16 protein-coding genes are annotated in these 19195 nt (G+C 61.9%); 10 read left to right on the forward strand and 6 right to left on the reverse strand.

The window, feature by feature from the left end:
* Positions 1 to 13: 13 nt before the first annotated feature.
* A complete protein-coding gene (locus GHK62_RS20170) occupies positions 14 to 1294 on the forward strand; it encodes a cytochrome b (protein ID WP_153440891.1) in 1281 nt (426 codons plus the stop codon).
* Positions 1295 to 1326: 32 nt separating this feature from the next.
* On the forward strand, positions 1327 to 2199 hold the full coding sequence (locus GHK62_RS20175; protein WP_153440892.1) for a cytochrome c1: 873 nt from the start codon (positions 1327 to 1329) through the stop codon (positions 2197 to 2199).
* Between the two features lie 156 nt (positions 2200 to 2355).
* On the opposite strand, the gene GHK62_RS20180 is transcribed toward GHK62_RS20175, so the two are convergent.
* Together GHK62_RS20180 and GHK62_RS20185 are read right to left on the reverse strand one after the other, a co-directional pair.
* Positions 2356 to 2778: a VOC family protein gene (locus GHK62_RS20180; protein WP_153440893.1), complete on the reverse strand. Its 423-nt coding sequence runs from the start codon at positions 2776 to 2778 to the stop codon at positions 2356 to 2358.
* A gap of 535 nt (positions 2779 to 3313) precedes the next feature.
* Positions 3314 to 9508 carry an apolipoprotein A-IV repeat region-like domain-containing protein gene (locus GHK62_RS20185; protein WP_153440894.1) on the reverse strand — a complete coding sequence of 2065 codons (6195 nt, stop codon included), beginning with the start codon at positions 9506 to 9508 and terminating at the stop codon, positions 3314 to 3316.
* Positions 9509 to 10021: 513 nt separating this feature from the next.
* Between GHK62_RS20185 and GHK62_RS20190 the strand changes: the two genes are divergently transcribed.
* The 3 genes from GHK62_RS20190 to GHK62_RS20200 are packed head-to-tail and all read left to right on the forward strand — an operon-like array spanning position 10022 to position 10903.
* Positions 10022 to 10387: an Hpt domain-containing protein gene (locus GHK62_RS20190; protein ID WP_153440895.1), complete on the forward strand. Its 366-nt coding sequence runs from the start codon at positions 10022 to 10024 to the stop codon at positions 10385 to 10387.
* 34 nt (positions 10388 to 10421) lie between these two features.
* Positions 10422 to 10586, forward strand: coding sequence for a hypothetical protein (locus GHK62_RS20195; protein ID WP_153440896.1), 165 nt, complete (start codon positions 10422 to 10424; stop codon positions 10584 to 10586).
* Complete coding sequence (locus GHK62_RS20200; RefSeq protein WP_153440897.1) at positions 10583 to 10903, forward strand: 2Fe-2S iron-sulfur cluster-binding protein; 321 nt, start codon at positions 10583 to 10585, stop codon at positions 10901 to 10903. The genes GHK62_RS20195 and GHK62_RS20200 overlap by 4 nt, the downstream gene beginning before the upstream one ends.
* Before the next feature lie 485 nt (positions 10904 to 11388).
* Here GHK62_RS20200 and GHK62_RS20205 read toward each other — a convergent pair whose 3' ends face one another.
* Positions 11389 to 12015 carry a DUF922 domain-containing Zn-dependent protease gene (locus GHK62_RS20205; RefSeq protein ID WP_153440898.1) on the reverse strand — a complete coding sequence of 209 codons (627 nt, stop codon included), beginning with the start codon at positions 12013 to 12015 and terminating at the stop codon, positions 11389 to 11391.
* A gap of 206 nt (positions 12016 to 12221) precedes the next feature.
* On the opposite strand from GHK62_RS20205, the gene folP reads away from it, so the two are divergent.
* Genes folP through folK form a run of 3 tightly spaced genes read left to right on the forward strand, consistent with a single transcriptional unit; the run spans position 12222 to position 13970 of the window.
* Positions 12222 to 13091 carry a dihydropteroate synthase gene (folP, locus tag GHK62_RS20210; protein ID WP_153440899.1) on the forward strand — a complete coding sequence of 290 codons (870 nt, stop codon included), beginning with the start codon at positions 12222 to 12224 and terminating at the stop codon, positions 13089 to 13091.
* Positions 13088 to 13459, forward strand: a complete 372-nt coding sequence (gene folB / locus GHK62_RS20215; protein ID WP_153440900.1) for a dihydroneopterin aldolase — start codon at positions 13088 to 13090, stop codon at positions 13457 to 13459. The genes folP and folB overlap by 4 nt, the downstream gene beginning before the upstream one ends.
* Positions 13446 to 13970, forward strand: coding sequence for a 2-amino-4-hydroxy-6-hydroxymethyldihydropteridine diphosphokinase (gene folK / locus GHK62_RS20220; RefSeq protein ID WP_153440901.1), 525 nt, complete (start codon positions 13446 to 13448; stop codon positions 13968 to 13970). The genes folB and folK overlap by 14 nt, the downstream gene beginning before the upstream one ends.
* 57 nt (positions 13971 to 14027) lie before the next feature.
* On the opposite strand, the gene GHK62_RS20225 is transcribed toward folK, so the two are convergent.
* Positions 14028 to 14579 (reverse strand): hypothetical protein, encoded by a 552-nt coding sequence (locus tag GHK62_RS20225; RefSeq protein WP_153440902.1) that lies wholly within the window; start codon positions 14577 to 14579, stop codon positions 14028 to 14030.
* Between the two features lie 239 nt (positions 14580 to 14818).
* Here GHK62_RS20225 and GHK62_RS20230 point away from each other — a divergent pair, with 239 nt between their 5' ends.
* Positions 14819 to 15679 (forward strand): cytochrome b/b6 domain-containing protein, encoded by an 861-nt coding sequence (locus GHK62_RS20230; RefSeq protein ID WP_153440903.1) that lies wholly within the window; start codon positions 14819 to 14821, stop codon positions 15677 to 15679.
* The gene (locus GHK62_RS20235) at positions 15676 to 16467 is read left to right on the forward strand and encodes a molybdopterin-binding protein (RefSeq protein ID WP_153440904.1); all 792 of its coding nucleotides are present in this window, start codon (positions 15676 to 15678) and stop codon (positions 16465 to 16467) included. The genes GHK62_RS20230 and GHK62_RS20235 overlap by 4 nt, the downstream gene beginning before the upstream one ends.
* A gap of 11 nt (positions 16468 to 16478) precedes the next feature.
* On the opposite strand, the gene GHK62_RS20240 is transcribed toward GHK62_RS20235, so the two are convergent.
* A complete protein-coding gene (locus tag GHK62_RS20240; RefSeq protein WP_153440905.1) occupies positions 16479 to 17552 on the reverse strand; it encodes a YcjF family protein in 1074 nt (357 codons plus the stop codon).
* The gene (locus tag GHK62_RS20245; protein ID WP_153440906.1) at positions 17549 to 19042 is read right to left on the reverse strand and encodes a YcjX family GTP-binding protein; all 1494 of its coding nucleotides are present in this window, start codon (positions 19040 to 19042) and stop codon (positions 17549 to 17551) included. Before GHK62_RS20245 ends, GHK62_RS20240 begins: the two co-directional genes overlap by 4 nt.
* Positions 19043 to 19195 lie beyond the last annotated feature (153 nt).

Consider the following 19195-nt stretch of genomic DNA (forward strand, 5'->3'; position numbering starts at 1 on the left):
GGGACTACTGATAATGAGTGCTGATCATTCAACCTACACGCCAACGACAGGCATCGAGAAGTGGGTTGATTCCCGTCTCCCGCTGCCGCGCCTCGTCCACGACTCGTTCGTCTCCTATCCGGTACCGCGCAACCTGAACTATGCCTACACCTTCGGCGCGATGCTGTCGGTGATGCTGATCGTCCAGATCCTGACCGGCGTCGTGCTGGCCATGCACTATGCAGCCGACACGGCCGTCGCCTTCAACTCGGTCGAAAAGATCATGCGCGACGTCAACCATGGCTGGCTGCTGCGCTACCTGCACGCCAACGGCGCGTCATTCTTCTTCATCGCGGTCTACCTCCACATCGCCCGCGGTCTCTACTACGGTTCCTACAAGGCGCCACGCGAGATCCTCTGGATCCTCGGCGTCGTCATCTATCTTCTGATGATGGCAACCGGTTTCATGGGCTACGTTCTGCCCTGGGGTCAGATGTCCTTCTGGGGCGCGACCGTTATCACCGGCTTCTTCTCGGCCTTCCCGCTGGTGGGTGAGTGGATCCAGCAGTTCCTGCTTGGCGGCTTCGCCGTCGACCAGCCGACGCTGAACCGCTTCTTCTCGCTGCACTACCTGCTGCCCTTCATGATCGCCGGCGTTGTCGTCCTGCACATCTGGGCCCTGCATGTCACCGGCCAGACCAACCCGACCGGCGTCGAAGTGAAGTCGAAGACCGACACCGTCGCCTTCACGCCCTATGCGACCCTGAAGGATGCGCTTGGCGTATCAGTCTTCCTGATCGTCTACGCCTGGTTCGTCTTCTACATGCCGAACTTCCTCGGCCATCCGGACAACTATATCCCGGCTGACGCGCTGAAGACCCCGGCACACATCGTTCCGGAATGGTACTACCTGCCGTTCTACGCGATGCTGCGCGCCATCACCTTCAGCATCGGACCGATCGACTCCAAGCTTGGCGGCGTTCTGGTGATGTTCGGCTCGATCCTGGTTCTGTTCTTCCTCCCCTGGCTCGACACGTCCAAGGTCCGCTCGGCCGTCTACCGCCCGTGGTACAAGCTGTTCTTCTGGATCTTCGTGGCTAACGCGATCATGCTTGGCTGGCTGGGTTCGCGCCCCGCAGAAGGCCTCTATGTCGTGATGTCGCAGCTTGGCACGCTGTACTACTTCGCGTTCTTCCTCGTCATCATGCCGGTTCTCGGCCTGATCGAAACGCCCAAGCGCATTCCGAACTCCATCACTGAAGCGGTGCTGGAAAAGCAGAAGGCAAAGGCGCAGCCGGCAACCGTACGCGCCTGATCAGAACAGTGATTGATAAGGAACCCACAACAATGAAAAAGCTTGTTACAGGCATTCTGTCACTCGCTGTCGTCGCCGGTCTCGGCCTGGGCGCCGCCGTTGCCCAGGAACCGGCAGGCGGGGAGGAGCACGCCACCAGCGGCACGCCGCACTTCCCGATCCACAAGCCGGAACAGCAGGATTGGACCTTTTCCGGTCCCTTCGGCCACTACGACAGGGGCCAGTTGCAGCGCGGCCTGAAGGTCTACACCGAAGTTTGTTCTGCCTGCCATTCGATGAACCTCGTTGCTTTCCGTACTCTGGAAGATCTGGGCTATTCCGAGGCTCAGGTGAAGGCGTTCGCGGCAAACTATGAAGTTCAGGACGGACCGAACGCGGACGGCGAGATGTTCACACGCAAGGCCGTTCCGTCGGATCACTTCCCGTCGCCGTTCCCGAACAAGGAAGCAGCGGCCGCCGCCAACAACGGCGCCGCTCCGCCGGACTTTTCGCTGATCGCGAAGGCGCGCGGCATCGAACGCGGATTCCCGCAGTTCGTCTTCGACATGTTCTGGCCCTATCAGGAAGGCGGACCGGACTACATCCATTCGCTGCTGACTGGTTATCAGGAGCCGCCGGAAGGCATCCAGGTCGCGGAAGGTACGCACTACAACCCGTACTTTGCAAACGCTTCGGCGCTCGCGATGGCCCCGCCGATCTCCGACGACCAGGTCACCTATGATGACGGCACGCCGCAGACGGTCGACCAGTACGCAAAGGACGTTGCGGCATTCCTGATGTGGGCAGCTGAGCCGCATCTCGAGGATCGCAAGCGCACCGGCTTCATGGTCATGGTGTTCCTGCTCATCTTCACGGGCCTCATCTACCTGACGAAGAAGTCGGTTTACGCAAACAAGGAGCATTGATCGAACATCCGGCAACGGCTGGATCGATCATCAGCAGAACTTCGCGGGCCCCGGTTCATCCGGGGCCTTTCGTTTGCCGGGATATCGTTCATGCTTCGACAGGGATCCCGAAAGCGACCACCGAGCTCTCGACGCGCTGCGACAGCCGTCGTGGTTTCAATCGGCTACCGTCCATTGCGGGTTCCAGACGATCTCCCAGAGATGGCCGTCCGGGTCGTGGAAATAACCCGAATACCCGCCCCAGACGCGGTCATGCGCCGCATCGGTAATGACTGCGCCGGCGCTCTCGGCCTGCTTCATGACGGCATCGACCTCTTCTTTCGATTTGACGATATGCCCGATCGATACCGCACCAAGCCGCACTGGCGGCGCGGTTATCTTCGCGTCCTTGGCAAGTGACGTCATCGGGAACAGCGCCAGGATGAGATCCTCGCCCATATGGAAGAAGACCACCGCACCATCTTCGAATTGCTGCCCGACAATTCCCTCCGTCGGCAATCCCATTCCATCGCGATAAAAGGCAAGAGACTTTTCGAGATCGCTCACGCCAAGGGTGAGGACTTTGATCCGCGGCTTCATTTGCGCCTCCTTGAGCGCAGCGCGCCTTATCCGACGCGCGTAGCGCATTGCAGCCTTTGATTTGCTGAATGATTTTGTCCCTAAATCGCAGCCGATTTAAGGGCCAGGAGCCTTTAGCGCCGCGCGACTTTTGAAAGGTCGGTGTAGCACTTTGAACCGCTGCAAGATCTTGTTCTCAGATCGATTCCAATCGAAAGATCATGCGGTAGCCGGCCTCTGATCCAGTAACCATCGGTTTCGCTGCCGCAAGGCATCTCCTTGCCAACGACACGCACGAGATGACGGCGAAAAGAGCACCGCCAAACCCATAACGCTTCTGTCGTGCACCGACACGCAAGGGGGCGCTGTCGCGCGTGATGGCTGTATCCCACAACGCCAAAGTACAGAAAGCGCGCTGAGCGCGATCGACTGGACGAACCATGCTCGGCGTGCCGACGCCGCGTTGCTCGCGCCGGTTGCTTTTGCGATACGGCGGATACGAAAACGGCCCCATCTTATTGACGGGGCCGTTGCCTGGCAGGAGGTCTCCGCCGGATCAGTTGAAGCGGCCGGCCGCGTGGGCGAGCATCGTGTAGACCTTGCCCGTGTCGGACGTCAGATAGGTCTGCGTGATGCGCTTGTCGGGATCGTTCCGCGCGACATCGGCGAGCAGCTTTTCGAAATCAGCGATGTAACGGTCCACCGCCGTCCGGAACTCCGGCTCGCGATCATACTTGCGCTTGATCTCATCGAATGTCTGCTGGCCCTTGAGCGTGTAGAGCCGGCGCGTGAACACGTCACGCTCGCCGCGCTGATAGCGCCGCCAGAGATCCACGGACGCGTCGTGGTCGATCGCCCGGGCGATGTCGACCGACAGCGAGTTCAACGACTCGACCACATGGCGCGGATTGCGGCTATCGCCGGGGCGCACCGAGGGCTGGCTTTCCGCCGGCCGCTGGCGTGTGGTGGCGGGAGCTTCTTCACGCGAGGCGGCGCGAAGCAGGTCACGCATCCAGCCGCCACCTTCTTCCGAGCGGTCCTCGGTCAGGTCCTTACGGGCAGGTTGCTGCGGGCGCGTGGCCTGATCCAACCCAAGACTTCCACGCAAAGCGGGAGCCGGCGTTGGAGCTGGGGCCGGCACTGGTCCAGGGGCCGGCTGCTCGCGCTGCTCCTGTGCGACCGGTTGCTGGACAGCGGGGCGAGGGGCAACAGGCGCGGGAGCATTCGAAACGGCCTGCTGGCGAACGGGTTGCGCGACCTCAAGCTGCGTGGAGGACTTGCCAATGATTTCGGAAAGCTCCTGCAGCGCCTTGATCTGTTCGGAGACGGCTCGCCGCATCATCGAGGCGTTCTCCTTTGCCTCTTCGGGCAGGTCGAAGGCACCGCGCTTCAGTTCCTCGCGGGTCATGTCGAGTTCCTTGCGGATCTCGTTGGCGGAGCGGCGGATATCGTCGGTCGCACCGCTGAAGCGGTTGATCGCCTCGTCGATTGCCTGGCGGACGGCCTCGCGCAGTTGGGCGGCGACGCCGTCAGACTTCTTGCCGCTTTCTGCCAGCATGCGCTCGATGTCGGACACCGAGGCACCGACACTGCCGCGCAGGCGAGACGCCACTTCCTTGGAGCGTTCCTCGGCGTTTGCGAAGGCGCCCTCGATCGAATGACCGGCATCCTCGCCAGCCTTGGCGATCGCTTGGCGAAGCGCCTCGGAGGCGCTGAGCGCGCGGCCCTCCACCTGCGACAGGGTCTTGTTGACATCGGCGAACGAGTTTTCGACGCCCGAGCGCAAGGTGTTGGCGATCTGGCGGGTCCGCTCCTCGGCACGGGCGAAGACGCCTTCGACCGACGCCCCGGCTTCCTCACCAGCCTGTGCCAGCGTGTTGCGCATGGCCTCGGCGGCTTCGTTCGCACGCTGTTCGGTGCTCGACAGCAGGCGGCCAACGTCTGCGAAGGAGGACTGAATGCCATTGCGAAGATTGCCGGCGACCTGGCCGGAGCGCTCTTCGGCGCGCTGGAAGGCGCCATCGACGAAGCCTTCCAAGGCCCGCATCGTGCGTTCAATTTCCTCCGAGCGCTGCACCAGGCCGACGGAAAGGGTCCGCAATGCGCCCTGGCGCTCTTCGAGCGTGCTGACCAGGTTCGACTGGGCGGCGGCTAGCAGGTCGGACGCCTGGCCGAGAACCTTCGAATGATCCTCGAAGCGACCGACGATCCCGCCGATTTGAGAAAGCGTCGAGCCAGCGATGTCGGACAACTTGTCGACCCGGCCTTCGATGAGGCGCGCGGAACTCGACAGCATGTCGGACGCCTGCCGTGTCGTTTCCGAGAACTTCGATGCCGTCGCCTCGAGCCGCTGATCCATGTCGCCGAGATTGTCGCTCGCCTGGTCGATGACGGTGGCGATCGCCGAATTGTTGGCCGCTAGCTGGTCGATCAGGCCCATCGCCGTCGACTGGAGGCGGTTCTCGACCATCTTCATGGCCTTGGCCGTCTCTTCTGCGCGCAGCGTGATGGCGTTCAACGTTTCGTCGGTCCGCTCGGTGATGGCATTGATGAGCGCGGCGTTTTCGGCGCGCAGGCGATCCGCGCTTTCCTGGGTGAGGGCAGCGATCCGCTCGGCGGCTTCCTTACCGGTTGCCGCATACTGCTCGATGACGGGCCGTGCCTGCTCGTCGAGAAGGCGGGACAGTTCGAGCGAGCGGCCGGCGAGCATCGAATTGAGTTCACGGGTGCGTTCGTCGAGCGTGCTGCGGATGGCCTGGCCGCGGGCCTCAAGGGCCTTTTCCGCATCCAAGAGGCTCTGCTGGATACCCTGAGCGTGGCTCGCCACCTGGTTATGGGTGGAGGCCAGCCGGGCGGTTGCCGTATCGGCGGCGTCCGTAACCGAGCGGACGAGGTCGGCATGGCGGGCGGCCGTGGCCGATGCGGTCTGCTCGATCGAAGTCGCGAATTCGGCGTTGCGTGCGGCAAGCGCGTCGGCGAAATCCGTGCCGGCCCTGGACAAGAGATCGGCCGAACGTGCAGCTTCCGCGTCAAGTTCCTGCGCCGCGCTGCTTACCGCACCGCGCAGGCTCGTTACGAGGGCCGCTGCCTTGCCCTCTATCGTCCGGTTGACGTTTTCAAGACCGATGTTGAGTGCACGATCCATCGTACCGAGCCGCTCTTCGATGCGGCCCGTGCCGGCTTCGATCGCCGTGGAGATGCGGGCTGCAGCCGTCTCGCTGATCCGATCGATCTCCCCGGCGCGCTCGCCAAGGCTATCGGCGATCCGCTGTCCGGCATTGTCGACGATGGTGTTGACGCTGCCGACACTATCGCGAATTCGCTCATCGAGCGAACCGAGGCTCGTTTCGATGCGCGAGCCAGCATCGTCGACGATCGCGTTGACGTTGCTGACGCTGCCGCGAATGCGCTCTTCGAGCGAACCAAGGCTCGTTTCGATACGCGCGCCGGTGTCCTCGACGATCGCATTGACGTTGCCGACGCTGCCGCGGATGCGCTCTTCTACGGCGCCAAGGCGGTTCTCTATGCGGATACCCGTGTCGTCCACAATCCCGCTGACAGTGCCGACGGTGCCGCGAATACGCTCCTCAAGTGAACCGAGGCTCGTTTCGACGCGCGAACCGGCTTCATCGACGAATGCGTTGACGTTACCAACGCTGCCCTGAACGCGATCTTCGAGCGAGCCGAGGCTCGCCTCGATGCGGGCTCCGGTTTCGTCGAGACGGCTGTTGATGCCGTTGATCGAAATGTCGACGCGGTTGGTGAGCGTGTCGGCAGCGAGGCTGATCTGGTCGGCCGTCTCGGCAAGCCGCTCCGCGATATTGCCGGTGGTGGAGCGCATGCGCGCATCGAGCGCTTCGGCGCTGCGGTCGATAACGCCGGCCATCGACGTCTGTCGCTCCTCGAGCGACATTTCCAGCATGCTGGCGCTTGTGGCGAGCGTGGTCGCGATCGCCATGGACTGATCGGAGAGCAGATCCTCGAGCTGTTCGCGGCCCTGGCCGACGGCCAGATTGATCGCATGGATCCGATCGTCGAGCGTCGCCCGTATCTGGTCATGCGTCGTCGTGAGCGTGTCGCGCAGATGCTCGGTCTTGCCGGAAAGCGCCTGTTCGATTTCTGCCGCCTTGCCGGCGAGGGAGGCGGTCGCTTCGGACGTGCGGGCAGTGAGCGCTTCGGCGATCTCGGCGCTGGTGCCGGTCAAGGCGTCCGAAATCTTGCCGACGCGGCCGCTCAGATCTTCGGCGATGCGCGCGCTTGTTTCGGTAAGGGTGCCGGCGATCTGGCTGACGCGGCTGCCGAGGTTCTCGGCCACCTCCGAGACGCTTTGCGAAAGCTTGTTCTCGATCTCACCGACGCGGTCCGTCATTGTCTCGGCAACGGCCATTGCGCGGAACGTCAGGTTGTCGGCAACGTCTTCGGCGTGGCGGCTGAGCGTGTCCGCCATTTCATTGGCGCGGGCCGAGATCGTCGACTTGATCTGCGTTGCGCGCTCCGAAAGGATGCCATCGAGCGCCGTCGTCTGGTTTGCAAGCGCATCGGTGATCGCGTCGCCACGCTGCGACAGCACGCCTTCGAGCGCCTGGGTCTGGCTGCTGAGCGCTTCGGAGATCGCCTGTCCGCGCTCGGAGAGAACGCGCTCCAGCCGATCGGCGGTTCCGGCGACGGCACCTTCGACGAGGCTGGCGCCGGAGGTAAGGGCGGTCGAGATGGCGGCAGTGCGCTCCGAAAGCGTGTTGTCCAGCCGATGTTGGCTTGCCGCGATCGCGCTGGTGATTTCGTCGGTCGTGCCTGTGAGCGTCTGTTCGATCCGCGCATGAGCCGACTGGAGGCCGTCGATGAAGGCGGATGTGCGCGAATCAAGCCCCTCAGTCAGGCGCTGCTCGCTGGTCGTGAGCGCATCGGCAAGCGCATCGGCGCGCCGCCCGAAGCCATTTTCGATCCGTTCCTGCGCCTCGGTAAGCGCGCCCATCAGCGAGCCAGTCTTCTCGGAAAGCACGCTCTCGATACGCTCCTGCGCACCACCAATGAGGTTGCCGAGCTCGGACGTGCGGCTGCCGATGCTTTCCTCGATGAAATCCTGTGTCGCGCCAAGCGCCGTGGCAAGCGTCAGCGACTGGTCGGAAAGCGCCGAACCGATCTTCTCGACGCCGCTATCGAGCGCGGTACCGATCGCCTCAGAGCCGCCGGAAACGGTCTCGTTGATCCGGTGCAGGCTTTCCATCAGCTTGGTGTCTAGCAGGTTCGCGCGCTTGTCGAAGGCGCTTGCGAATTCATGGAAGCGCTCGTCGAAGGCGGTCGCCAACTGGCCGACGGTCGTCTGCAGCTTCTCTTCAAAGAAGCCGCCGCGGAGATCCAGATCCATGATCGCGTCGTCGGCGCTTGTCTTGAGACTCTGCCTGAAGCTTGCGCCCTTTTCGTCGAGGGCGGAATTGAGCGAGGCAAGCATGTCGTCGAGCCCGCCGGCGATTGCCTGCTGGCCAACGCTCAGGCTCTCGTTGAGGTCGCGGGTCCGTGCGATAAGCGTTTCGTTGAGCTGGCGCGCACGCTCGTTGAGCGCAGCATTCAGTTTTTCGGTATTGGCGTCGAGGGTCGAAGCGCGGGTCTCGAACTGGCCGAGCAACTGCTCGCCGCGTTTCTCCAGGGTCTCGCTCAATGCGTCGAGCCGCGCATCGAACTCGTTGCTGAGCGCAACCCCTGCCGTCGTCAGTCCGGAAAGGAGCGCATCGGTGCGGGTCGACAGCATCGTGCTGATGGTCTGCAGCGCGTTTTCCGACCTTTCGCTGAGGGCGGCGGACCGCGTATCGATCAAGGAAGCAAAGGCTTCGCCGGACAAGGCGATGCGCGAGGCAATATCCTCGCTCGCCAGTTCCAGGTCGTCTTTCAGCTTGGTGTGGGCACCGGCGATCGAGGTGCGGATACGGTCGGCGTGGCCGATGATCGCTTCCCGCTCAAGTCCCAGTTCCTGCACGAGGGTGCGGACGCGAAGTTCGTTTTCGCTGTAGCTGCGTTCAAGCGCATTGACCTCGGAGTGAACCAGCGTTTCGAGCTCCGTCGCGCGTGCGATGGTCCGCTCGATTCCTTCGTTCATCGCCGACACTTCGCGACGGACGGCCTGGCCGACGGTCATCACGCGGTCGGCGGCGGTCGTTTCCGGCTCGGCAAGACGCAGGGCGACCTCCGCCATCGAGCGCGCCGCATTACGCATGTCCTGCGCTCTCGCAAGCATGATGGCAAAGGAGAAGAACAGCATCACGGGCAGGGCGATGCCGATGAGAACACCAATTGCACCCGGCGTCGCGGCGAGATCGGGAAGCGAACGGATCTCCCAGATCTGCGGTGCGTAAAGGAGATGGGCGATGGCGAGACCAGCGAAGGCCCAGAGCAGCGATACCAGCGCAGCAGTGCGGATTGCCGCGCGGCTAGTGCGGACTTCGAGCGACCGCAGCATCGCGGCTGGCGATCGGCGCGTATCGTCATTGGCCGGCGAAAGCGGCGGTTGCTTCGGAGCCGGCTCGGGTGCGAGGCTGCGTACTGCCTTCGGCGCTTCCTGCTGCGCCTTTGGAGCCTGCGCCTGATCAGATACTGCGGCCGCCTGCTTGCTGGGCTCAGACACGGTTTCCTCCGGTTCATCCAAGGAAGTCTTGTCGTTCAGAGCCGACTTGAGGTCGTCAAAGTCGATTTTCAGGGCCGCTTCCAATGCCTGGAACGCCTTTTCGTCGATCGACTCACTGCTCTTTTTCGTCGCCATAGGGATACGCCTCACTACTATTGCCCGCCGATGGCCATCTCCAAGGCGCCGCAGAGGCACCCGAAGACATCCGAAACAGGGCGGTGACACCAGGGGACACGCGCCACATTCGCGAAATACCCTGCCTGATCACCCATTCCATTGCATCGGTGGATAGCCGGAACTAAGGCCTCTCGGCACCGAGCACAGAGCTTATCCACCGGAACAGTTGCCACTTTCGTACGCAATCACGTTCCAAACCGTATCGTAGTGACACATTAGCCAGGTTCTTACAATTAAGCGCAATCGGCATTCATTAAAATCCTAATGATTTCTTAACAGAATGACGGCTTTCCGGTGCGAAAAGCCAAGGAAATCAGCCCGTTTAACGTCCATTAACCATTTCCCCAGATTCCTGCGCCGCTTACATCGCGCTTTAAGCCGATGGCAGCGGCGCCGGTCGATGATCCACGCATGCTCTATGCGGCATGACAGCGCCGGCGAACGTGACACCTATTGATAGGAAAGTGACCCATGGCGGCACTCAAGATAGCCTTCGAGGCACCGGACAACCCCGGAAGTTCATCCCTCGGCAAAAAGCCCATCGATTTCGCCCTGCTCGGCAAGCAGACGATGGGGGACAAGGAACTGGAGATCGAAGTTCTCCAACTTTTCGCGCGGCAGGCGCGCCAAGCGGTGGCCGAGATCGCTGCAGGTGACGCCGACCGGCGCGTGCAGGCTGCGCATCGCTTGAAGGGCGCGGCACTCGCCGTCGGAGCCGTCGACGTCGCAGAGGCGGCTGCTGCGATCGAGCGCGAACCCGGTAACGCGATCCTTGTCGGGGCGCTCGGCGCGGCGGTGCTCGTGACCGAGCTTTTCATTCTGAAGCTTTGCCGCTGACTTTGCGGGGTCCAGCGTAACTTAGACGCCCTTCGTGGCCGTGCCGACGCGCATGTGCCACGGGGCGCTGCCGGCTGTTGTTGACTGGCTGGCCAATTTGTTGGAAGAACGTGCGCAGAATTCGCGCCGTCGCCGTCTGCTGCAGCAGGATCTCGCGCTGGCGGCCAGACCTACCAATCCATTCCGGAAAGTGAAATGACAAAACTTACGATCGTAGCCTTTGACGGCACGCGCCACGAACTCGATGTCGAGAACGGCTCCACGGTCATGGAGAATGCGGTTCGCAATTCTGTGCCGGGCATCGAAGCCGAATGCGGCGGCGCCTGCGCCTGCGCGACCTGTCACGTCTATGTCGACGACGAGTGGGCGGCTGCCGTCGGCGCGCCGGAGGCAATGGAAGAAGACATGCTCGACTTCGCCTATGACGTGCGCCCTGCGTCGCGGCTTTCCTGTCAGATCAAGATGAGTGAGGCTCTGGACGGACTGGTCGTCCATGTGCCGGAACGCCAAGCCTGATTCCGGCGGCCACTCCGGGATAGCACGCAAAAAAATGCCTCGCTGGTCGCGTCGACGAGCGAGGCAAGGAGGGCGTATCGCAGACAGATGAGGGAGGGAACATCTGCTGCACCAGGACACGCCAGGAGAACCTGTTTTTGCTTCATTGCTTCGGCGCTCAATTAAAAGCCTGAAGCAACGAGGCGAAACCGAAATAAAGTCTCATACGAGTACGACGTCTTACTACCGACCGACAGCTAAACGCTCATCTCGTCGAGAAGTTGAACTTCAAATCAACCTCTCATCTCATAGTAACAATATAGCTGAGTCGGCGTCCCACTGCCATCGTTAGAATTCGCCAATAAAATACCGTGGGTTTTGCGCAGCCGCCTTGCGCACGCCCAGATTATAGTCACCCTGTTCTTGGGGTGCAATTTTTTGCTTTTTCAACAGAGCGGGTGGTCGCTTTGCGAACCACAGTGCAAGGCGCGGAAAGCAGGACGGACTCAGCGCCCGCCTTTGAGGCTTTCCAGTCGGTATTGCAGCAACCGGATCATACGGCGATCGAAGTTTGCGGCCTCAGTGCGGTCAAAGCGTGCCTGATCCTTGTCGTGCTTTTCGACTTCGTCCGCGCTCGTTCGAGCCACTTTCGCTTGCATACGCTCGCAGTCTGCTTCCGGTTTCAGAGCAAGAAACGCCTTTTCCATCTGGCGTGCATGATTGCGGGCGATCTCCGCATGCCGTTCCTCATGACGCTTTATGTCGCTTGCGAGCGTATCCCAGACCAAGGCGAGATCACGCCCGGCCTGCTTGCGATATTTCCAGCGCGGCAGGATGATACGCGTGTTGAGCGTCACGCGTGCCGTACCGATGGCGCAGCGCCCGCCACGGCTGACATAGGTGATCGAGCCACCGAACTTGATCCGCGTCGCTCCCGGGTGGCGCGCGCCGGTGCTTGCCATCTGAGGGCCGGCCGCAGCAAGTGCCTTGTCCAGTTCAGCAGCCGTGCGACCGCCGATCGAGAAGTAGGTGAAGCTCTTGCTGAACACGGTCTCTGCGGCGGCGCTCCCCAACGGCAGGCCGATGAGGAGCGCGACGAGAGCGACTTTCAGGGGAACGCTTACTCGGTGCATCAATGCGTGGTTCTCTTTGGTTGAACTTCGTTGAAGCTTGGGGCATAGCCAGCGCGAGCGCAACACAAATCGACTGGGGATGCCGCGCGGAACTCTCGGAGTAGCTTGAAGAAAGCGTCACAACTCTTTGATATTGAACAGGCTGATCTATGCTTGGTGAGGCCAGCAATATGACAGACTAATCGGCATCGCGGGATAACGGGAACATGACGATCACTCCATTTCAGGTGTCTCGCTGGAAATTGGCGCACAGGCGCAATCTCGAACTAGGACCGCGTGGCGTTTTGATGGCGATCATCAATGTCACGCCGGATTCATTCTCCGACGGAGGGCGTCTCATCGACGCCGCTGCCGCCGTTAACGCGGGGCTGCGTGCGGTGGAGCAGGGTGCTGAAATCGTCGATATCGGTGGCGAATCCACCCGCCCGGATGCCGTGCCCGTGACTGCGGCGGAGGAGCAGGCGCGCATCCTTCCGGTGATCGCGGGGCTCGCTCGAGAAACCGACGCGATTATTTCCGTCGACACTTACCGCGCCGAAACGGCGCGGCTTGCCGTGGAAGCGGGCGCACACATCGTCAATGATGTGCACGGCTTGCAGCGCGAACCGGCGATCGCGGATGTCGCGGCGGCAACCGGCGCAGGGCTCTGCATCATGCACACAGGCCGCGACCGGAAGAAGCTCGACGATGTTGTCGACGACCAGTTTCATTTTCTCGATCGATCGCTTGAGATCGCGGCCCGGGCCGGCATCACGCGCGATAGGATCGTACTCGATCCGGGTTTCGGTTTCGCCAAGGATACCGATGAAAATCTCGAACTGATGGCACGCTTCGGCGAGCTCCATCGTTTCGGCTTGCCGATCTTGGTCGGAACGTCGCGCAAGCGCTTCATCGGCGCGGTCACCGGACGAGACGCACCGGCGCGTGACATCGGAACGGCGGCGACGACTGCGCTGCTCAGGGCTGCCGGCGCTGCGATTTTTCGCGTGCATGATGTCGCATTCAACAGGGATGCGCTGGTGATGGCAGATGCTATGCTGGCCGCAAAGAACAGCCGACGGGATACGAAGCCATGACTGCGACCTACATCATCACCTTGAAGAATTGCGCTTTCTTCGCCCGGCACGGCGTGCTCGACGAGGAGGAGTTTCTCGGGCAGCGCTTCTTCGTTGATGCCGAGCTCGAGGTAGAGCAGGGCACGGCGCTCGCGGAGGATTGCATCGACGACACCGTGCACTACGGCATCGCCTTTGCGGAAATCGAGAGAATCATCACCGGTCGCCGGCGCTACCTGATTGAATCGCTGGCGCTCGAGGTTGCGAAGACCCTTTGTGCACGCTTCCGGCAAATCCGACGCGCGAAGGTGTCTATCCGAAAGCCGAACGCGCCTGTCCCCGGCGTGCTGGACTATGTGGAAGTCACGGTCGAGCATGTCGCAGAATAAGACCTGGCGGCGCGCGACCCTCGGTCTCGGCGGCAACCTCGGTGATCCGCCGCGGACGATGGCGGAGGCTTTGCGCGCACTCGACAAAAGATCGGATTGCAGAATTACCGCCGTGTCGCGTCTCTACCGAACACCGCCCTGGGGCAAAACCGATCAGGCCTGGTTCTTCAACGCCTGCGCCGAGGTGGAGACGGCGCTCGATCCCGAAGCGCTGCTCGACACCTGCCTTGATATCGAGCGGGCGATGAAGCGGATTCGCAAGGAACGCTGGGGGCCCCGCACGATCGATATCGACGTGCTGACCTTCGCCGGAGTGAACTCAGCGAGCGAAAAACTGGAACTGCCGCACCCGCGCATGACGGAGCGCGGTTTCGTGCTGATGCCGCTTGCCGACTTCGCGGCCGACCTTTCAATAGAAGGGCGTACCGTCCGCGAGTGGCTGAACGATGCCGATGTCACCGGAATTGAAGTCGCGGATAGCGATGCCGAATGGTGGCGCAGACTTAGCTGAACGCTCTTGCAGAAGCGCCCGGTGCCAAGACCGGGCTGCCCACACAGCCTTCCGTCGCTACTTGATCGAGCCGACGGCGATATTGTCCATTTGCCGGTTGAGGTTGACGCCGATGACCGGAATCATTGTCTCCTCGACCTTGACGGAGATCGTGATGTTCATGGTCTCCGCGTCCTGCAGCCGGGCGATCATCGCGCCATTGAGCTGCTTGCGGTTGATTCCGACAACGACCTTGTCCTTGGCAACATTGCCCGAGACCACGTCGAGCCCCTTGCCGTCGGCACCGTCGAGGAACTTGCCCGTATAGCTGCTACCCTTCTGCGTGATCATGGCGGACATCGGCTGCTTGAAGACACCGACCCGGCAGAAGCCTTCCAGCTTGATCCCGGCATCTGCACCTGACGTCGGTTCGCCGGTAAGGTCGCAGGTAAATTTCGTGCCTTTGTATTTGCCGGCGACGATCTCGCCGGGACCTTTCCACTGGCCGGCCACTTTCTCGAAAAAAGCTTTGTCGCGGGCACCGGACGACGCCGGCGTCGCAAGACCGACAGTGGCAGCAAGCGCAAAAGCGGCAACGCCGCGAACGATCAAAGAAGGGCGCGAGTACATAATCGATCCTTGATGGGTCAACGTCCGAAACTGGCAACCACATTTGCGCTGAAATGGTTAACGGACAGTTTCTTTGTCGCTCATATACGTGCCGATCCGCCCGGATATCGCCGCATGAAAAGCGCCGTTCGCGCGGCTCACGCCGGCCTCACCGGGAATTGCGTCGATGAGGGCAGACGTGTTTTTGAAACTCTGTCGCCGCCTGTTACGTCACTGTATTATCGCGGGAGGTCTCTGACATGGCGACGGCGATAGATAAGCAGAAGCATGACACCAACCTGCAGCGGACGACGATTCGTCGGCATGGCCTCATGACGCGGATCACGCACTGGACCTGGGCGGTCGCGCTGTTCTTCCTGCTCCTCAGCGGATTGCAGATCTTTAATGCCCACCCATCACTTTATATCGGCGAGCAATCGGGTTTCGCATTCGATAACAGCGTGTTGTCGATCCGCGCGGTCCGGGGAGCCGACGGTAATGCCGAAGGTCTGACGACGTTGCTCGGTCGACCTATCGATACCACAGGCCTGCTCGGTGTCAGCGGGCCGGAGGACGGCCGCACGTATCAGGCGTTTCCCGCCTGGCTGACTGTGCCCTCCTATCATGATCTTGCGACGGGCAGGATCGTGCATTTCTTCTTCGCCTGGCTGTTCGCGGCCGCGTTTGCCTCATGGTTTGCTGCGAGCCTGATCAACGGCCATCTGCGGTGCGATATCCTGCCGACTTTCTCGGATATTCGTGGCTTGCCGAGCAGCTTCGTCGAGCATCTGCGGTTTCGTTTTCATCATGGCCGTTCTTACAACGGTCTTCAGAAAATCTCCTATGCGATTGTTCTTCTGGTGCTTTTCCCGCTGATGATCCTGACGGGCCTGACGATGTCACCGGGAATGAACGCCGCCGTGCCCTTGCTCACGGAGATATTCGGCGGCCGCCAGACGGCGCGCACCATCCATTTCGCTGTCATGCTGCTGCTCGTCGGCTTCTTTGCGATCCACATCTTCATGGTCTTTGCCGCCGGACCGATCAACGAGATGCGCTCCATGGTCACCGGGCGGTACCGGATCGATCGGGAGGCAGGCGAAGGGGGAACCGAACGATGAGCCGGATCATCATCAACCGTAGGCGGCTTTTGACCGTAGCGGGTGTCGCAGCCTCGACGTTGCCCCTTGTTGGATGCGATGCGTTGGACGAGATGCTGTCCAGCGAAGCTACGGCACGTGGTATAATGGCCAAGGCGAATAGCCTGACCTACCGCGTCCAGCGCTTCCTTATCGGCGCCGACAGTCTGGCAAAGGAATATTCGGCAAGTGAAATCCGGCAGGGCCAAAGGCCGAACGGCTCGACTGATCCGACGGATGCCACTTACATCGCTCTCCGGGATGGCGCTTTCGCCGGCTACCGTTTGAGCGTCGGCGGACTGGTCGACCGGCCTCTCAGCCTGTCGCTCGATGAATTGCGCAACATGCCCTCACGCACGCAAGTCACTAGGCATGATTGTGTAGAAGGTTGGAGCTGCATCGCGAAGTGGACGGGCGTTCCGCTCGCCGCCGTTCTGGATGAAGCGGGAGCAAAGCCGGAAGCTCGCTACGTCGTGTTTCGATGCTTCGACACCATGGATCTCGGCCTCTCCGGGGAGGTCGCCTACTACGAGTCGATCGACATGCTCGACGCCCGTCACCCACAGACGATCCTGGCATATGGCTTGAACGGAGAGCGGCTCCCGATTGCGAACGGCGCCCCCTTGCGGGTGCGGATAGAGCGTCAGCTCGGATACAAGATGGCGAAATACATTCGCTCGATCGAGCTCGCCTCCGACCTCGCACCGTACGGCCAGGGGAAAGGCGGTTTCTGGGAGGACCTCGGCTATGACTGGTATGCGGGCATCTAGCGGCGACAGGATCAGCTCTCGGGTCGATCTTGCGAACGAGATGCACCGGGCGCCAGATCGGAGAGAAAGTCCCCGATCCCAGGTCGCTTGAGCGCGCGGAACGGCATGGGCCGGCACAGGTCCATCGCCGCTATCCCGATACGCGCGGTCATCAGTCCGTTGATAACGCCTTCGCCAAGACGCGCGGAGAGTTTGGATGCGAGGCCGTGGCCGAGAACCTGTTGGATGAGGCTGTCGCCGGCGGCGATCGAGCCCGTGACGGCAAGATGGGCGATGACGTCGCGCATGAGCCGCAGCATGCCGAGCGTGCCCGGGCGACCACCGTAGAGTTCCGCCATCGCACGGATCATCCGCGCCGATTCGTAGAGAACATAGCCGAGATCGACGAGCGCGCGCGGACTTACGGCTGTCACGATCGACACGCGTTTCGAGGCAGCCAGAATGATCCGGCGCGCTTCGCGGTCAAGCGGCGTCAGCAATTCCCGCTCGGTCAATTCGATAAGATGAGGGCCGTCGATGATCTCGCCCTCGGTTTCCGCAAGACGCGCCCGGCCTTTTGCCGTGCGCGGATTGGCGGCCAGCAAATGTACGAGCCGCGCGGTTGCTGCGCGCGCGGTCTTGCTGCTGGCCACAGCTTCACCGACATCCTTTTTCAATTGCTGTATCGCCGTCAGCTGCATCATGCCGAAAAGTTCGCGCACAATGACGACCAGGAAGGCGAGGGCGCCGATCGCGACGACGGCGATCGCCCCGTAGCCAAGCCAATCGGCCCGGGAAAAGAGGTCGCGAACCAGGCGATCGACCCACAATCCCAAGGCAAGCGAAAGCAGTATTCCCAGCGCGCCCACCGCCACCTTGCCGAAGGACAGCCGACGGCGACGCGGGCTTGCTTCCGGCAGGTTGAGCGCCTCGATCGCCGCAGTCGTCTCGATGAATGGATCTTCTGCATCAGGCGTCATGACGACCTGGTCGCTGAAGCTTGCCGGCGCACGTCGTTGTTGCCGCTCCGCGCGTCCGGTCTGCTCGTCCGGCTCGACGTTGAAGGCGGCCGGCTTGCGCCCACGGTTCTTGAAATCGTCACTCATGCCAGGCGGTCTCCGAGCAGAAACTGCATCGCACGATCGAGCCGGATATGCGGTACCGAAAGTTTCAATCCGCCGCGCGTCTCTTCCAGAGGCGGCGGGCGGAAGCGCACGAAGTTCAGCTCAGGAATCGCACACTCCGCCTCCGTGGATTTCGAAACCCTATGCCCATTCATTGGCTCAAAAAGGACTTCAGGATCTTCCGGTAAGTCACCGGGAAATATCGCTGTCTTTCTTTCACCGTCGAATACGTCGCCATTTATCCTCTCGCCGGCGATCGGGGTGCCGACGATCACCGGGAGCGTGTGGCCGTCGTGGCTCACCGTCGCCTCGCGCGTCGCGCGGACGGATGCAAGCGCCATCACTTCAAGACCTGCGCCGCTCATACCTATGCGTTCAGCCGCGCGGCTGACGAGCCGGGCAGTGATGCGCTCGAGCCGGTCGTGGCTCTCGTGGTGCAAGTGGTCGGCCTTAGTCGCGGCGATCAGGACCCGATCGATGCGGCGAGTGAACAGGGACGAGAGCCAGGAATTGGTGCCGGGCCGGAAGCAGGCGAGCACGTCGGCGAGCGCCTGTTCCAGATCACTCAGCGCTTCCTGCCCGCGATTGATCGCCTGCAGGGCGTCGACGAGCACGATCTGGCGGTCGAGACGGGCGAAGTGTTCGCGGAAGAAAGGGCTTACGACGTGGGTCTTGTACGCCTCGTACCGGCGTTCCATCATCGCCCAGAGAGACCCTTTCGGCGCCCGGCCTTGAGGCAGATCCGGAAGGGGCGAGAAGGTCAGCGCCGGCGACCCCTCGAGGTCTCCGGGCATCAGGAAGCGCCCCGGCGGCAGAGTCGAGAGGGATCGGTCGTCGGCCTTGCAGGCTTGAAGATAGGCGGTGAAGCTTTCGGCAATCCGCCGAGCGCTGCCCTCGTCGGCTGCCACAGTCGCACCGCTCACCGAAGCAAGCGCCAGCCATTCGCGCGAAAGAGTTGCGCGCGTACCGGCGCGCGCCCGGCGCACCGTGCTCTCGCTGAACTCACGGAAATCCTGCCCAAGCAGGGGCAGATCAAGCAGCCATTCCCCCGGATAGTCGACGATGTCTATCGAGAGCCGCCCGGGCGAAAACATCCGGTTCCAGCCGCTGGCGCTTTCATAGTCGAGCGTGATGCGCAGCTGCGAAATCGCCCTCGTCGAATCCGGCCAGACGCGATCTCTGACGAGAGCGGCGATATGATCTTCGTATTGGAAGCGCGGCACCGCATCGTCAGGCTGCGGCTGCAGCCGGACCTTGGAGACGCGCCCGGATCGGATGGGTTCGAACACCGGCAGGCGGCCACCGTTCAGCAAATTGTGCACCAGCGAGGAAATGAAAACGGTCTTGCCGGCGCGCGACAGGCCCGTGACTCCGAGCCGGACTGCGGGATTGACGAGCCTGGATGCGCGATCGGCAAGATTGTCCAGCACAATCAGGGCATCATCTTTGAAGCTGCTCAAAATAGGCGCCAAGTCTGTCCGTTCCTCGGGACTGAAACCGTCGACATGAGAATCTTCCGCTCACCTGCAGCCACTAAAGACGCCGCGCACATGCTTGGCCGTTGCGATATAGGAAATCTTTCCGCCACTGCAACGACATAGCCGGATTTTCAGGTCACGGCACGA

Source organism: Sinorhizobium terangae (assembly GCF_009601505.1).
Lineage (GTDB): Bacteria > Pseudomonadota > Alphaproteobacteria > Rhizobiales > Rhizobiaceae > Sinorhizobium > Sinorhizobium terangae.

Excerpts from the sequence above, each read along its gene's own strand:
- GHK62_RS20170 (WP_153440891.1), top strand. The coding sequence starts at position 14 with ATGAGTGCTGATCATTCAACCTACACGCCAACGACAGGCATCGAGAAG.
- GHK62_RS20175 (WP_153440892.1), top strand. The coding sequence starts at position 1,327 with ATGAAAAAGCTTGTTACAGGCATTCTGTCACTCGCTGTCGTCGCCGGT.
- GHK62_RS20180 (WP_153440893.1), bottom strand. The coding sequence starts at position 2,778 with ATGAAGCCGCGGATCAAAGTCCTCACCCTTGGCGTGAGCGATCTCGAA.
- GHK62_RS20185 (WP_153440894.1), bottom strand. The coding sequence starts at position 9,508 with ATGGCGACGAAAAAGAGCAGTGAGTCGATCGACGAAAAGGCGTTCCAG.
- GHK62_RS20190 (WP_153440895.1), top strand. The coding sequence starts at position 10,022 with ATGGCGGCACTCAAGATAGCCTTCGAGGCACCGGACAACCCCGGAAGT.
- GHK62_RS20200 (WP_153440897.1), top strand. The coding sequence starts at position 10,583 with ATGACAAAACTTACGATCGTAGCCTTTGACGGCACGCGCCACGAACTC.
- GHK62_RS20205 (WP_153440898.1), bottom strand. The coding sequence starts at position 12,015 with ATGCACCGAGTAAGCGTTCCCCTGAAAGTCGCTCTCGTCGCGCTCCTC.
- folP (WP_153440899.1), top strand. The coding sequence starts at position 12,222 with ATGACGATCACTCCATTTCAGGTGTCTCGCTGGAAATTGGCGCACAGG.
- folB (WP_153440900.1), top strand. The coding sequence starts at position 13,088 with ATGACTGCGACCTACATCATCACCTTGAAGAATTGCGCTTTCTTCGCC.
- folK (WP_153440901.1), top strand. The coding sequence starts at position 13,446 with ATGTCGCAGAATAAGACCTGGCGGCGCGCGACCCTCGGTCTCGGCGGC.
- GHK62_RS20225 (WP_153440902.1), bottom strand. The coding sequence starts at position 14,579 with ATGTACTCGCGCCCTTCTTTGATCGTTCGCGGCGTTGCCGCTTTTGCG.
- GHK62_RS20230 (WP_153440903.1), top strand. The coding sequence starts at position 14,819 with ATGGCGACGGCGATAGATAAGCAGAAGCATGACACCAACCTGCAGCGG.
- GHK62_RS20235 (WP_153440904.1), top strand. The coding sequence starts at position 15,676 with ATGAGCCGGATCATCATCAACCGTAGGCGGCTTTTGACCGTAGCGGGT.
- GHK62_RS20240 (WP_153440905.1), bottom strand. The coding sequence starts at position 17,552 with ATGAGTGACGATTTCAAGAACCGTGGGCGCAAGCCGGCCGCCTTCAAC.